Consider the following 13,889-nt stretch of genomic DNA (forward strand, 5'->3'; position numbering starts at 1 on the left):
GAACCATCACCGGCAGCAGGCATGAAAGCCATACCCGCTCCACCTGCATCCGCCGATCCTCGCGGACCGCGGACATCCCTGAAAGGTAGGGCGGCGTGACCTCTTCGGATTCGCGGAAGTGGTCAGCACGCCGTGCTCCCCATCTGCTCCCCGCAAACGCCGACGGCCCGCCGACGATGGTCGTCGACAGGCCGTCTGAACAGCTAAAATAACCGGTGGGCGATACTGGGATCGAACCAGTGACCTCTTCGGTGTGAACGAAGCGCTCTCCCGCTGAGCTAATCGCCCCCGTGCGGTACGAGAAGGAACTCTAGCGCACCCCGGATCGGCTCTGGCAAACGGGTGGTCTTTAGGGGCCAACCCTGCGCGCACGAGCGGGTACGGAGCGAACAACCGAGTGGTGGCAAGCACTGTGTTCGCCCGGTCGCTGCCCGTGTCACCTGCAACGTTGGTGACACGGCGCTGTCGTCCGGCAGGGAAACCGAGCAGTATGTACGCGGTGGACGATCACGAGGCCGGACACCGGGCCTGCTCGGGGACGGGTGAAGATGGGCCACGCGGCCGGTGAACTCATCTGGGTGATTAAGCGTCAGACAGAGAGCGATCCGGCGTGCTGGTGCGTCCCATCAGCAGTACCCCGGCCGGGCGGGCCGTGGAGGGAGACGAAAGGTAAGACCATGCGTAACGATCACGTGACGCTCCGCTCGACGGCGGTGTTCGACCTGCTGGCGCCGCGCACTCCGGCGGTGCCGGTCAAGGTGGAGCTGCGCTACGACACCCGCGACCCGTACGCGGTCGTCGCCGCCTTCCGCACCGGCCGGGCCGGCTGGGTCGAATGGGTCTACGCGCGCGATCTGCTGGCCGACGGCCTGCTCGCCGAAGCGGGTGACGGCGACGTGAGGATCCGCCCCTCGGTGGAGGACCCGGAGTCGGTGCTGATCGAGCTGAACTCGCCCTCGGGGCACGCCATGTTCGAGGCGTCGGCGCAGGAGCTGGCCGACTTCCTCGACCGGACCTACGACGTGGTGCTCCCGGGCAACGAGCACCTGTGGGTCGACGTCGACGACGCGCTCACCCACCTGATCCCGAACGATATGGGCTGATCAGAGCCACCGCGATCACAATGGGTACCCCCCTGTGATCGCGGTTTCCGGGGTCGGATATGGTTTTGCCACACCACGACGACGGGGGCCGGGAGCTCCCGGGTCGCAGGTAACGCGGACGTAGCGCAGCTGGTAGCGCATCACCTTGCCAAGGTGAGGGTCGCGGGTTCGAATCCCGTCGTCCGCTCGGAGGAGCCCACTCGGGCCCGTACGGTGGAGTGGCCGAGAGGCGAGGCAACGGCCTGCAAAGCCGTGTACACGGGTTCGAATCCCGTCTCCACCTCGCGCGATTAGCTCAGCGGGAGAGCGCTACCTTGACACGGTAGAGGTCACTGGTTCGATCCCAGTATCGCGCACTCACTCTTTCCCCAGGTCAGTGGTCTGGCGGTGATCATGACCGGTTCTGGCAGGTTGACTGCGGCGTTTCGAGAGGCTTCGCGTCACAGCCTGAAGCGAGCCACGGGAACCAGCCGAACAGCTTCGCCCGCTCTCCCGGCGTCAAGGCCGCGATCGACGACTACCACCGCGCTTCCAGGGCTCGCAGAATCTGCTGCATGACCGGCGTCACATGATCGTAGATCCGGCTGATCCCCTTCCTCTTCTGCCCCAGCCGCGCCCGCCGCGCCACCGCGGCGACCCTCGTGGAACGTGAACCAGGGCAGGATCGCCGGAATGTGATCTTCCGAACACGGGTCATCCGGGTTCACCCGTCCCAAGCGGGCGGCCAGAACCGCTGCCGGAAGTCTGCTCGCCGCCACGGCTTCCCCTCGGGCGTGCACACCACGAACGGATGCCGGTGACTGTCCAGCAGCTCCTCGTACAGCACCGCGATACTCGGAGGCAGTGGAACCCACCGCGTTCCCGCCGGGGTTTTCGTCCGCCCCTTCTTCCCTCGACGTGGGTGGTGACGGTGAGCGTCAGGGGGCCGAGGCGAAGCACGCGTACGCGGCGGTGCGGCAGGCCGATCCAGGGTGGCAGCGACAACGGCCCTTGAAGGCCCCGTCCAGCTCCGTCAGCTCAAGATCCGGGGCCTGGGAAAGCAAGTCAACGGCCATCTCCAGGAGGCGACGGCCCACGACGAGGTCATCCACGGCGCGCTCGTCGTTGTGCTGGTGCCGGAGGAGGTCCGCGGTTGCCGCCTCGATGGCGTGGTCGAGGCGGGTATCGAGGTCGGTGCGGTGGTGAGCGTCGTTCACGGTGGTTCAGACGTCTTCTGCGGCGGTAGTGGGACGCGGCCAGTGCTGTCGGTCGGCGACATACGTCCCCTTGGAGCGCACGGTGATCATCAGGCCACGAAAGCGCAGGAGCCGAGTGGCGTGACGGGCTGTACCCAGCGAAACGCCGTATTCCTGCGCCAGCCGACGTTCTGACGGCAACGGCGTGTTCGGGGCCAGGTCACCGGACTCCATGCGGGAGGCCAGATGCCTGGCCATCTCCTCGTACGGGGTCGCGGCTCGGCCAGGACCAACCGGGCGGCAGGCTGGTTCGGTTGGGGCGCAGAGGATGCGTGACCTGAGCAGCCCGTTCCTTCTCGACGCGAGCGATGAGGACGGCCACCGGCACGCGCTCGCGGCGAATACGGCGCTCCGCTAGCCAGCGGCGCGTCAGCCACCCCAGCCAGATCAGGAGCCATGGTCCGAAGTAGACGCAGGCGACCAGTGAACTGCGGGCTGAAGCCAAGACCTGGGTGGAGATCGCCGAGGTGTTCACCCATCGCTACCACGTCAACATGCGCACGGCGTTGCGGCTGGTGCGGGGCTGGAGTCAGCGCGACGCCGCCGATCGATGGAACGAACGTTGGCCTGCCGACCCGAAGACGTTCAAGAACTTCTCCTACTGGGAGCTCTGGCCCGCCGAAACCGGGCACGCGCCCTCGCTCGAGGTGTTGGGGAGACTGGCGGAACTGTATGAGTGCCGGGTGGCCGACTTGGTTAACGACATCGGCGACCATCGACCGGCTGACAGCGCGTTCCGACAGCACCAGCAACTGGCCGCGCTGGAGAAGCCGGACGCCGAACACGCTCGACGTCAGCGCGCCGCCGCATCTCATCGGCAGGCAGCCTCTCCGTCTCCACGATCCCGCGAATCTGCCCGCACTCGCCGCACGTAGCCGTCATCCCGGTCCACCGCTCGTTCGAGCGATGCTGAGTCCTCTCCACAATGTGCCCGCAGGTGGACACCAACCGCCACATGTCCAAGTCTTCCGGCCGTGGCTTCGAGCCGCTGCGTGGAATCGCCCGCGTTCTCTCATGAGCAGCCGGATCGACCGGCGGTGGCGGACAGCAGTAGCCGCAGAGCATCATCCGTGAGTTGCCCACTGACCAGCGGTGCGAACGGCAGTCACCGTGCTGGGCCCGGTATTCCGCGTCGGCGACGTCGTAGTCAGCGCGCTGCTCAGCGGTCATCTTGATCGGCGGCACCCCGGCCCCCAGCCGTCGTTGATCGGGTGTCCGCATCCCCGGCATGCGATACCGGCAGCGACTTGGTCCCGGGTCAGATAGGTCCCGTTCTGTGTCCACTCCTGTTGACGCGTCTCGAACCGGAACTACGGCTACCCCGCCAACCTCTCACCCGTGGGAGCCGCGGGAGGACCGAGCCGACGAGCGATAGCCCCCGGTGTCCGGCCGATCGCGACTACCCGACCCTGGCGGGTTATCGGGAGAACCTGGCGTGATACCGGTGGTGAGCCTGGCGCCGCAGCCGCATCGTGGAGACATGTCACAACAGATCAAGTTCGAGGACGCCGCGCCCGCGACGACCGGCACGATCGCGGTCTTCGGCGCGACGGGGCGACAGGGCGGGGCGGTGGTCGACGCGCTGCTGGACCACAAGGCCACGGTGCGGGCCCTGGTCCGCGACCCGCGGTCCGACCGGGCTCGGGCGCTGGCCGCCCGCGGCGTCGAGCTGGCGGCCATCCGGACCGACGACCCGGCATCGCTGGCCGCCGCGCTGACGGCGGTCGAGGCGTTCTACTTCATGACCCCGGAGGCGAGCAACCTCGAAGAGGTCGAGACGGAGATCCGCATCGGTACCGCGCTCGTCGACGCGGCGGTCGAGGCACGCGTCCCGCACGTCGTGTTCAACTCGGTCTTCGGCGCGGACCGGGAGCGGGGTGTGCCGCACCACGACTCGAAGCACTGGATTGAGGAGTACCTGAGGAAGTCCGGCCTCAGGGCCACGATGGTTCGCCCGACCCCCTTCATGGAGGAGATGGCACCGAGCCTGGAGCACGGGGAGATCGTGCTGAGGCTGCCGCTGCCGGAGGACGTCCCCCTGAAGATGATCTCGGTCAGGGACGTCGGCCGGGTCGCCGCCGCGCTCCTGCTCGACACCGCGGAGACACCCGGCGAAGCCGTCGAGCTGGTTGGCGACGAGCTGACGGGCCCTCAGATCGCCGCGGCGTTCGGCGCGCGCGCCGGGCTCCCGGCACGGTACGAGGCTCTCCCGTTGAGCGTGCTTCCCAGCGAACTCGACAGGGCGATGTTCCGCCAGTTCGCGAAGGCGGGGGAACACCCGTCGGATCTCGGGGCGGTGCGGGCGATCGAGCCGGCCACCCTCGACCTGACCGGGTGGATCCGGTCGACCGGCTGGGCCACGCCCGCCGGTCCCGGCCACAAATGATTTTTCACCTAGAGCGACGAGCACTGGAGCAGACATGAAGGCGATCACCTACACCGAGTTCGGCGGCCCGGAAGTCCTTCGCCTCGAAGAGGTCGACGATCCGCACGCCGGACCCGGGCAGGTGCGGCTGAAGGTCGTGGCGGCAGGGGTCAACCCGCTCGACTCCAAGATCCGCAACGGGTGGCGGCCGCAGCTGGCGCCGCGGTTCCCGGTGATCCCCGGCGTGGAGGCGGCCGGCGTCGTCGACGAGGTCGGCGCAGGCGTGACCGGCGTCGCGGTGGGTGACGAGGTCCTGGGCTGGACCGTCACCGGCGCGTACGCCGAGCACGCGCTGGCCGTCGACTTCGGCCCGAAGCCCGCGGACCTCGACTGGGACCTCGCCGCCGCACTACCCGTCGCCGTCGAAACCTCCGTCCGCGTGCTCGACGCCCTCGGCGTCGGGGAAGGCGACACGCTGCTGCTCCACGGAGCCGCGGGTGTGACCGGCGCCGTCGGTGTTCAGCTCGCGGTCACCCGCGGCGCCACGGTCATCGGCACCGCCTCCCCCGGCAACCACGACTACCTGCGTTCGCTGGGCGCGATCCCGGTCGCCTACGGCGCCGGCCTCGCCGACCGGGTCCGCGAGGCCGCACCGGAGGGAATCGACGCCGTGTACGACGCCGCGGGGGCGGGCGACCTGGAGGTGTCGATCGACCTGCTTGGCGGCACCGACCGGATCATCACCATCGCCGATCAGAAGGCCGCCGAGCTCGGCGTCACCTTCTCCGGACCCGGCGCCCCGTTCGGTTCCCGCCTCGGCGAGTACACCCGCCTCGCAGCCGACGGCAAGCTCACGGTGCGCATCGCGCAGAGCCTTCCGCTGGAGGACGCCGCGAAGGCGCAGGAGCTGAGCGCGAGCGGTCACGCCGCCGGGAAGCTCGTCCTGCGGCCGTAGGTCAGCGCCCCAGCTGCCGCGGCAGCTGACCACCAAGTCGTCCTGCAGCGCCAGCACGTCGTCCACGTGCCGGCGGGCCAGGCCGATGTCGTCGCCGAACCGCCGCATGGGCCGCTGCGGCGGCGAGGGTGGCCGAGGCGAGCCGCGACTCGACGAACTCGCGGAACGATACGCGGGGTGCCGTCATCGAAAGCGGCTCCGGTGAGGCACTGGCGCGGGAAGCCCAATTCCCCCTGGGCGACTGTACGCGGCGAACACGAGCGCGGTGACGTGGTGCCCGTCAAGCGATGTCAACGGAGCGACTCGAGTCGCGGTCATAAGACGCGCGAGCATCGGCGATGTCGGAGATGTGGCTGCTGCTCCACGCGATGAGCGGGGCCGCGGCTTGGAGCAAGCTGGAACCCAGAGGCGTGAGCCGATAGCTGACGCGGGGCGGCATCAGCTCGTGGACGGTGCGGATGATGACGCCGTCGCGCTCGAGACGACGCAGGCTGACGGTGAGCATGCGTTGAGTAACGCCGCTCACAACGCGCTTGAGCTCATTGAAGCGACGAGGACCGCCACCGAGATTGGAAATGATGTAAAGGGACCATTTGTCGGTTATGAGGTCCAAGGCCTCGCGCACGTCACATGTCTCGGCGCCGGCGGGGCTGTGAGCAGCACTCACGGTTACCTCCATGATACCAGGCACACGAATGTGCCTCATTGACCTCGTACCGAACCCAACCCCACGATAGTTCAAGTTGGTTCAAGGCGGTTGTCGCCACGGAAAGTCTGAGGCAACGATGAAAATAACCGTGTTCGGCGTGGGGTTTGTCGGCAGCGCTCTCGTCCGCGAACTGAACTCGCGCCGGCATGAGGTGATCGCCGTTTCGCGGCATCCCGGCACGGACGTTCCGAGCGGAGTGGTCGCAGTCTCCGGAAGCGTGCACGATCGCGGCTTCCTCCAAGAGGTTACCGCCGGCGCGAACGTGCTGGTGTCGGCACTTCCGGCCTGCACCGGCAGCAACGCGCTCGATGTGAGTTCGGCGGTGTTGCTAAGCGCCGCCGAAGCAGTCGGCGCGCGGCTCGGAGTCGTCGGTGGTTCGGCAGTGCTACCGCTGGTCGAGGGTGGTCCACCCCAGGCCGGCACACCGGGATTTCCGGCCTGGCTCATCCCCCGCGCCCAGGCGCATCAGCGGACCCTCGACCTCCTCAGGTCGGCACCGGAACACCTCGATTGGTTCTATCTCGTTCCCGCGGCGGAATTCGGGCCGCATCAGCCCGGGGTCCGAACCGGTCTCTATCGCACGAGTTCCACCGCGCAGGTCACCGATGAGGACGGGCGATCGACACTCGGCGTGGAAGATTATGCGATCGCCTTCGCCGATGAGATCGACTCCCCGAAAACTCATCGCACCTGGCTCGCTGTCGGCTACTGATGATCCTCGTCAAAACCGTATGTTAAATTGATTCACGAAGGACTTATTGTGACCGAAAAGAAGATCATCGCAGTGGTGGGAGCTACGGGCGCTCAGGGTGGCGGGCTGGTGCGCGCCCTTCTGGACGACTGGAACGGACCGTTCGCGGTGCGGGCGCTGACGCGTAACCCCGGCTCGGTGAAAGCGAAGGAGTTCGCCGCGCGCGGCGCCGAGGTCGTTCAGGCGGATCTCGACGACGAGACGAGCCTGCGGGCGGCCTTCGACGGTGCCTATGGCGCGTTCGTCGTCACCAACTTCCGCGAGGAACTGACCGAGGAACAGGAAGCGCTTCGCAGTCGCGCGCGGATGGAGCGGGACCAAGCGGAGAACGCGGCACGCGCCGCCGAGGCCGCCGGGCTCAAGCACGTCGTGTGGTCGACTTTGGAAGACACCCGTCCGCATTTCAAGTTCCTCGGCAGCGATGTTCCGACCCTCGGCGACGGGTACAAGGTGCCGCACCTCGACGCCAAGAACGAGGCGAATGCGTCCTTCGTCTCCCACGGAGTGCCGACGACGTTCCTGGAAACCTCGTTCTTCTACGAGATGTTCATCTACGCGGGCCTGAGCCCTCGCCGCGATCCGGACGGCCGAGCCACGTTGACCATCCCGATGGGAGACAGCACGATGGCGCTCGTGGCTGCCGAAGACATCGGCCGCACCGCTCTGGGGATCTTCCGCGCCGGCGGCCGGTTCATCGGACGCACCGTGGGGCTGGCGGGCACCCACGCCACCGGCGAGCAGATGGCCGAGCTCTTCGCCAAGGTGCTCGGCGAACCGGTCGTCTATCGACCGCTGACCCACGACGAGCTGCGCAACGCGGGATTCCCGGAGGCCCGAGAACTCGGGAACATGTTCCAGTTCTTCACCGAGGCCGCCGATTCCTACGTCGGCAACAGAAGTCTCGACGTCGTCCGGGCGCTGAACCCGCGGCTGCGCACGCTCGAGGACTGGCTGGTCGAGCACCGCGAACTGCTGAAGTCCGCTCTCTGACCGGGGAGAACCCGTGGCCGTCGCCCTCATCACCGGAAGCGCGCGCGGCATCGGCCGTGCCATAGCACGAAAACTCGCCGTCGACGGCTTCGACGTCGTGGTGAACCATCGATCCAACGCCGAAGCCGCCCGAGAGGTCGTCCTGGAGGTCGAATCGGCGGGGCGGAAAGCAATCGCGGTCCAAGCGGACATCGGGGCTCCAGAGGGTCTGCGGGACCTTTTCAGAGCAACGGAAGAACACTTCGGGCGGCTCGACGTCTTCGTCGGCAACGCGGCCGCTACCGCGCTCGCCCCCATCGCCGAGATGTCGGATGCGGACTTCGACCTGCTTTGGAGGACGAACGCCAGGGCCACCTTCATCGGCCTTCGCGAGTCCGCCCGCCGGATGCGCGACGGAGGCAGGATCGTCATCATCTCCAGCGGATCGGTGGTAGCCCTGAATCCCGGCTCGGGCCCCTATTCCGCCACCAAGGCCGCAGGGGACGCCCTCGTGCGGATGGCAGCCAGAGAGCTCGGACCCCGCGGTATCACCGTCAACAGTGTGTTGCCGGGTCCGACCAGGACCGACATGCTGACTGTCGATCCCGGCCTGATCGCCGCACAGACCCCGTTGGGCCGCATCGGTGAGCCGGGGGACATCGCGGACGTCGTGAGCTTTCTCGTGTCACCTGCCGGATCGTGGGTCACCGGCCAGACGTTGGGGGTGGGCGGAGGGCTGTTCTGAGCGATGCGGTCAGTCCGGGCCGCCCCGCGCCGCGCGACAAGTCCTCGTCCTGCGGCTTTCACCATCGCGACCTGGAATTTGGAGAACCTGTTCCTCCCCGGCGGAGACGGCCCGAAAGACCAGCCGTCCTACGACGCCACACCATCACCGAGATGGCATCGGCCGTCCTGGCCGTGCAGGAACTCGGCGACCCCGAGGCTCTCGACGATCTCGCCAGCCGGGTCGGCGGCACGTGGCACCGAGCCGTGTCCGGCGCCTACGCGTTGTACCGCCGCGCCGCCGAGGCCACCGCCGTGCGAGAACTCGCGACGGCCCACCTCCGCGCCCAGCCCGACGCCCGACTCATCGTGCTTGGCGACCTCAACGACGAGCCCACGGCCGCCACGACCCAGATCCTGAGCGGGCCGCCCGGTTCCGAGATCGGCACCGGCGGTTTCGACCACCCCGACCAGGGCGATGCGTGGCGTCTCTGGAACCTCGCGCCATTCATCCCTGGCGACCAGCGGTACTCCCGGATCTACCGCGGCCGCAAGGAACTCATCGACCACATCCTCGTCAGCCACCAACTGGTCAAGCCCCTGCCCACCGTCCGCACCATCAACCAGGCCCTGCCATCGGTCACCGACGACCCCCACCAGCACACGGGCGAATCCGGTTCGGACCACAGTCCGGTCGCCGCGACGTTCGACCTGCCATAGGTATCGGCCTCAGACCCCGCGAGCCACACTTCTTCGTCCTTTCCCGGTTCTGGACCTTGCCGCATCAGCCAAGCCGGGGGCGTTTCTTCACCACTCACCGCTGGACGGTATCGACCTTCGGAACAACGGGTCTTGGCCGGGCTGCTGACCCAGCTCGCCTGACGCGCCACGGCGTACGCCGGGCGGGTACGAAGACCCGCCCGGCCCCGCGTCACTTCGTCAGGAACTCTTCCAGGCGCAGCGCCCGGTTGACGATCCGGACGTCACCGATCCAGCCGTGGAACACGTTGTCGATCGCGCCGCCGTACTCGTGGCCGCCGAGCAGCCACGTCAGCCCGAGCGAGGTGATGCCGATCGAATCGGTCGACGGGTTGTCGGCGACCAGCGCGCTTTCCACGTACAGCTTGGTGTGGTGCCCGTCGTTGACGACCGCGATGTGCCACCACTGGTCCTCGGCCAAGCCGTGGCTCCAGTTCGTGGTCGGGTAGGTCTGGTTGAGCGGGTAGCAGTTGAACTGCACCTCGCGGCCGTTGTTCGTGGTCATGAGCTGGGCCACCGGCTCCTTCGGGTCGGTGTTCTTGCCGTACTTGCCGGCGTTGCCGGCCTCGCCCCAGCGCGACAGGACCGGCATGTTCCCGTTGTTGCCCGAGTCCCAATCGCGCGGGATCTTCACGAACGCCTCGATGGTGTAGCCGCTCTTGAACGTCTCGGTGTTCAGCGGCGCGCGCGAAGCGGTCGTGAGGTACGCGCCGTGCAGTGGGTTCTTGCCACCCACGAAGCGCAAGCTCGCGTGGCCGGGCTGGTCGGGGTGGTGGTCGGCGGACCAGGTGAGCGCGTCGGCGGCGGAACCGGGCACCGACAGCAGCGTGAGGTCGTTGCCGTGGCCCGAAAGGTCACGCACTCGCTGGCTCGCGGTGAACGGGCTGCCGTCCTTGCCGCCGCCGTCGAAGCGCCAGTACGCGAGCGTGCCCGGCACGAGGACCTTGCTCGCCGGCCGCGCCGGGCGCACCGGGACGGGGATGAAGCCGGCGAAGCGTTTCTCGAAGTCGACCGGCACCGCGAACCGGTCGACGGAGGTCGTCAGGCGCGCTTCGAGCACCTCCAGGCGATTGCGCTCGGCCGGGTCCTTCTCCAGGATCCACGGCGAGATCGTCTCGACGTCGATGGTGTTGCGGTCGAGGTCGAAGTGGTACAGGCGCAGCATGCCGCCGCCGCTCATGTAGCGGTTCTGGTAGTTCGTGATGTGCAGGTGGACGTCGTTGCCCGCGGAGTTCTTCTTGGTCGTGCGTCCCGAGGGCCAGTAGTGGCCGTTGAGCGTCAGGAAGATCTGGTCGTTGTCCTTGATCAGCTCGTCCCACACGGTCTGCCCGTAGTCGCTGAGCACGGCATTGTTCTCGGGGTCGCCGGACTCGTACGGGTAGACCTCGTCACCGTAGGTCGGTGCGACGATCTCGTGGCAGGTGAGGATCACCGGCATGTTCCTGTGGGCCTTGATGACCTGGTTCGCCCACGCGAAGCCCGCTGCCGAGGTGCGCCAGTCCAGTGCGAGCAGCAGCCACTCGCGGCCGGCCGCCCGGAAGACGTGCGCGGTGTTGTAGCCGCTCGCGTCGGAGCCCAGGAACGACTTCTGCCGCTTGAACCGCTGCGGGCCCATCGTCTGCAGGTACGGCGTGGTGCCGCGCGTGTCGTCGCCGGACACGTCGTGGTTGCCCGCCAGCACGCTGTAGGCCACGTTCGCGTTGTCGACGACCTTGAACGCCTTGTCGACCGCTTGGAACGACGTCGCGTCGCCGTCCTGCGTGAGGTCACCGAGGTGGGCCATGAACACGATGTTGTTGTTCGGCGTGCCGCTGTTCGCGATGACGTACCGGAACGACGCTTCCTGCGGTTCCGGGTTGATGCTGTTCTGGCTGCCCCAGTACAGGTACTGCGTGTCCGGCATCACGGCGAGCGTGAACTGTTTGCTCTCGGTGTCGGGATTCCACCGGCCCGAGGGTCTGGCGTCCTCGTTCGCTTCGGCAGGCGCGACGGCCCCCAGCGTGCTCAGCGCGGTCGCCCCGACACCGGCGAGCCCCGCGTTGCGCAGGAACGACCGCCGGTTCGGCCCGAGTTTTTCAGGCATGCTCCACCCCATCCAGGTTTCTTCCGGGAAGATCACCCCGACGCTAGGCACGCTCCCTTGAGCCACGGCAAACGCGAGATGACCGGCGGTGAGCCACTGCCTTACCGGCACCGGCGGAAGTTCGGCGAATCGGTAGAAACGCCTTTTTGTGCGGCACGATTCCCGCCGGCGCGAGTCGACGTCGTCGCGCGCATCCCGCACGGCGGCCCGCTCACACCCGAAGACGACTACGCCACACCCCAGGGTGCCGGCCAGTGAGTGCGCCAGGGACTCCCACGGGGGCGCAACGCCCGCGGCGGGGAGAGGGTGAGGCGGTACCGCCGGCGAGCGGAAATCGTCGCGGACTTCCGCCTCACCCGGGTCGCCGCGGTACGTCCCGCTCTGTCCGACGCGCGACCGGGCGCGTACCCGACCCGAGGAGACCCCCGATGTCCGCCACGACCGGCCCCCGTGCCGACACCTCCGCGGTCCAGCCGTTCTCCGTCCCGGTCGCCGCCGACGCGGAACTGGAGGCGTTGCGCACCCGCATCACGACCACCCGGTGGCCCGACGCGGAGCTCGTCCCCGACTTCTCGCAGGGCGTGCAGCTGGCGGTGATGCAGGAACTGGCCCGCTACTGGGCGGCGGACTACGACCTGCGCAGGTGCGAGACGCGGCTGGGTGCCCTGCCCAACTTCGTCACCGAGATCGACGGGCTCGACATCCACTTCATCCACGTCCGCTCGCCGCACGAGAACGCGTTGCCGATCATCGTGACGCACGGGTGGCCGGGTTCCGTCATCGAGCTGCTGAAGATCATCGACCCGCTGGTCGACCCCACCGCGCACGGCGGGACCGCGGCGGACGCGTTCGACGTCGTCATCCCCTCGATCCCGGGATACGGGTACTCCGGCAAACCGCGGGAACCCGGCTGGGGCCCCGAGCGGATCGCCCGCGCCTGGGACGTCCTGATGCACCGCCTCGGCTACCCGCGGTACGTCGCGCAGGGCGGTGACTGGGGCGCGATCATCACCGACCTGATGGGGGTGCAGGCGCCTCCGGGACTGCTCGGCATCCACACCAACATGGCCGGCGCGGTCCCCGCGGACGTCTGGACCTACCTGGCACGGGACGTGCTGGGGGCGGCCGGGCCGCCGCCGACCGGGTTGTCCGAGGAGGAGAACCGCACCTTCGAGCAGCTGAAGTTCTTCTTCGAGGACGGGGTCGGGTACGGGGTGCAGATGGGGACGCGGCCGCAGACGATGTACGGCCTGGCCGATTCGCCCGTCGCCCTGGCGGCGTGGATGCTCAACCACGACGCGTCCAGCTACCGGGACATCGCCGAGGCCTTCGCCGGGCGCCCCGTCGGCGGCCTGACCCGCGACGAGGTCCTGGACAACATCACCTTCACCTGGCTGACGAACACGGGGCTGTCGGCCGGCTTCTTCGACGTCAAGGGCGTGTCCGTGCCGGCCGCCGTGAGTGTCTTCCCGAACGAGATCTACCGGGTTCCGCGCAGCTGGGCCGACCGGGCCTATCCCAAGCTCGTCTACTACAACGAGGTCGACCGGGGCAACCACTTCGCCGCCTGGCAGGAACCGGCGCTGTTCGCCACCGAGGTGCGTGCCGGGTTCCGGGCACTGCGGTAACCGGGGTGGCGCGCGCCGGTCAGGCCTCGATGCCCGCCACCCGCGACCACACCACCCGGCAGGTCTCCGCCGCCTGGTCGAGCGCCTCGGGAGAAATCGCCGACGCCCGGTAGAACGTGCGCTCGATCATCCAGCACACGGCGTGCGCGAGGGCGCGTGCGCCGTCAGGTCCGTCGTGCGACGCGACGCCGGCGCGCACCAGGATCGCCGTGATGGCGTCGATGAAGATCTCCGCGGTCTCCGTCCACAATGTCCCGATCTCGGGGATGTTCGAGGACTGGTCGAGGGCGACGCGCATGATCAGGCCGTGCTCGCGCCAGCGGTCGCGGGTGCGCGCCACGGCTGTCGCGATCGCGTCCCGGGGAGCCGCGGGGTCGTCGGCCGCCGCGCGCGACTTCTCGCGCAGCGCCTCCACGGTCCTGGCGAAGAGGGCGACGAGCGCCTCCTGCTTGGAGCTGAAGTAGAAGTACATCGACGCGCGGGAGAACCCGGCGCGCTCGGCGATGTCGCTTGTCGTGAGCGCGTCGAAACTCTTCACGGCCAGCAGTTCCTCGAGTACTTCGAGGATCTTCAGCTCGCGCAGGTCCCCTTTGGACGGTGGCGCCGAAC

14 protein-coding genes and 4 tRNA genes are annotated in these 13,889 nt (G+C 68.2%); 12 read left to right on the forward strand and 6 right to left on the reverse strand.

Going from position 1 to position 13,889, the window contains the following annotated elements:
• Positions 1 to 216: 216 nt before the first annotated feature.
• Positions 217 to 288: transfer RNA gene (locus tag BMZ92_RS34760), tRNA-Val, on the reverse strand.
• Positions 289 to 677: 389 nt separating this feature from the next.
• Between BMZ92_RS34760 and BMZ92_RS34765 the strand changes: the two genes are divergently transcribed.
• The 4 genes from BMZ92_RS34765 to BMZ92_RS34780 all read left to right on the forward strand — a co-directional run bounded on the left by BMZ92_RS34765 (position 678) and on the right by BMZ92_RS34780 (position 1,459).
• Positions 678 to 1,103: an SsgA family sporulation/cell division regulator gene (locus BMZ92_RS34765; RefSeq protein WP_091516645.1), complete on the forward strand. Its 426-nt coding sequence runs from the start codon at positions 678 to 680 to the stop codon at positions 1,101 to 1,103.
• A 114-nt stretch (positions 1,104 to 1,217) separates the two neighbouring features.
• Positions 1,218 to 1,290: transfer RNA gene (locus tag BMZ92_RS34770), tRNA-Gly, on the forward strand.
• Positions 1,291 to 1,315: 25 nt separating this feature from the next.
• Positions 1,316 to 1,386, forward strand: a tRNA-Cys gene (locus BMZ92_RS34775).
• Between the two features lies 1 nt (position 1,387).
• A tRNA-Val gene (locus BMZ92_RS34780) sits at positions 1,388 to 1,459 on the forward strand.
• Between the two features lie 561 nt (positions 1,460 to 2,020).
• Here BMZ92_RS34780 and BMZ92_RS34790 read toward each other — a convergent pair.
• Positions 2,021 to 2,299 carry a hypothetical protein gene (locus BMZ92_RS34790; RefSeq protein WP_091516648.1) on the reverse strand — a complete coding sequence of 93 codons (279 nt, stop codon included), beginning with the start codon at positions 2,297 to 2,299 and terminating at the stop codon, positions 2,021 to 2,023.
• A gap of 6 nt (positions 2,300 to 2,305) precedes the next feature.
• Complete coding sequence (locus BMZ92_RS34795) at positions 2,306 to 2,536, reverse strand: winged helix-turn-helix domain-containing protein (RefSeq protein WP_091516651.1); 231 nt, start codon at positions 2,534 to 2,536, stop codon at positions 2,306 to 2,308.
• A 254-nt stretch (positions 2,537 to 2,790) separates the two neighbouring features.
• Between BMZ92_RS34795 and BMZ92_RS37155 the strand changes: the two genes are divergently transcribed.
• The 3 genes from BMZ92_RS37155 to BMZ92_RS34805 all read left to right on the forward strand — a co-directional run bounded on the left by BMZ92_RS37155 (position 2,791) and on the right by BMZ92_RS34805 (position 5,658).
• A complete protein-coding gene (locus tag BMZ92_RS37155; RefSeq protein ID WP_143250013.1) occupies positions 2,791 to 3,213 on the forward strand; it encodes a hypothetical protein in 423 nt (140 codons plus the stop codon).
• Between the two features lie 605 nt (positions 3,214 to 3,818).
• Positions 3,819 to 4,724, forward strand: coding sequence for an NmrA/HSCARG family protein (locus BMZ92_RS34800; protein WP_091516653.1), 906 nt, complete (start codon positions 3,819 to 3,821; stop codon positions 4,722 to 4,724).
• Positions 4,725 to 4,758: 34 nt separating this feature from the next.
• A complete protein-coding gene (locus tag BMZ92_RS34805; RefSeq protein ID WP_091516655.1) occupies positions 4,759 to 5,658 on the forward strand; it encodes an NADP-dependent oxidoreductase in 900 nt (299 codons plus the stop codon).
• Positions 5,659 to 5,938: 280 nt separating this feature from the next.
• Here BMZ92_RS34805 and BMZ92_RS34810 read toward each other — a convergent pair whose 3' ends face one another.
• Complete coding sequence (locus BMZ92_RS34810; RefSeq protein ID WP_245783432.1) at positions 5,939 to 6,325, reverse strand: winged helix-turn-helix transcriptional regulator; 387 nt, start codon at positions 6,323 to 6,325, stop codon at positions 5,939 to 5,941.
• 118 nt (positions 6,326 to 6,443) lie between these two features.
• Between BMZ92_RS34810 and BMZ92_RS34815 the strand changes: the two genes are divergently transcribed.
• The 4 genes from BMZ92_RS34815 (at position 6,444) to BMZ92_RS34830 (ending at position 9,530) form a co-directional block, all read left to right on the forward strand.
• Complete coding sequence (locus BMZ92_RS34815) at positions 6,444 to 7,079, forward strand: NAD(P)-dependent oxidoreductase (protein WP_091516660.1); 636 nt, start codon at positions 6,444 to 6,446, stop codon at positions 7,077 to 7,079.
• A gap of 48 nt (positions 7,080 to 7,127) precedes the next feature.
• Positions 7,128 to 8,108: an NmrA/HSCARG family protein gene (locus BMZ92_RS34820; RefSeq protein ID WP_091516663.1), complete on the forward strand. Its 981-nt coding sequence runs from the start codon at positions 7,128 to 7,130 to the stop codon at positions 8,106 to 8,108.
• A gap of 13 nt (positions 8,109 to 8,121) precedes the next feature.
• Positions 8,122 to 8,832: an SDR family oxidoreductase gene (locus tag BMZ92_RS34825; protein ID WP_091516665.1), complete on the forward strand. Its 711-nt coding sequence runs from the start codon at positions 8,122 to 8,124 to the stop codon at positions 8,830 to 8,832.
• A gap of 152 nt (positions 8,833 to 8,984) precedes the next feature.
• The gene (locus BMZ92_RS34830; RefSeq protein WP_218153609.1) at positions 8,985 to 9,530 is read left to right on the forward strand and encodes an endonuclease/exonuclease/phosphatase family protein; all 546 of its coding nucleotides are present in this window, start codon (positions 8,985 to 8,987) and stop codon (positions 9,528 to 9,530) included.
• Positions 9,531 to 9,741: 211 nt separating this feature from the next.
• On the opposite strand, the gene BMZ92_RS34835 is transcribed toward BMZ92_RS34830, so the two are convergent.
• Positions 9,742 to 11,652, reverse strand: a complete 1,911-nt coding sequence (locus BMZ92_RS34835; RefSeq protein WP_218153610.1) for a LamG-like jellyroll fold domain-containing protein — start codon at positions 11,650 to 11,652, stop codon at positions 9,742 to 9,744.
• 428 nt (positions 11,653 to 12,080) lie between these two features.
• Here BMZ92_RS34835 and BMZ92_RS34840 point away from each other — a divergent pair, with 428 nt between their 5' ends.
• A complete protein-coding gene (locus tag BMZ92_RS34840; protein ID WP_091516670.1) occupies positions 12,081 to 13,280 on the forward strand; it encodes an epoxide hydrolase family protein in 1,200 nt (399 codons plus the stop codon).
• 19 nt (positions 13,281 to 13,299) lie between these two features.
• Here BMZ92_RS34840 and BMZ92_RS34845 read toward each other — a convergent pair whose 3' ends face one another.
• The gene (locus BMZ92_RS34845) at positions 13,300 to 13,863 is read right to left on the reverse strand and encodes a TetR family transcriptional regulator (RefSeq protein ID WP_091516673.1); all 564 of its coding nucleotides are present in this window, start codon (positions 13,861 to 13,863) and stop codon (positions 13,300 to 13,302) included.
• Positions 13,864 to 13,889: the final 26 nt, after the last annotated feature.

The organism is Amycolatopsis sacchari (assembly GCF_900114035.1).
Taxonomy (GTDB): domain Bacteria; phylum Actinomycetota; class Actinomycetes; order Mycobacteriales; family Pseudonocardiaceae; genus Amycolatopsis_E; species Amycolatopsis_E sacchari.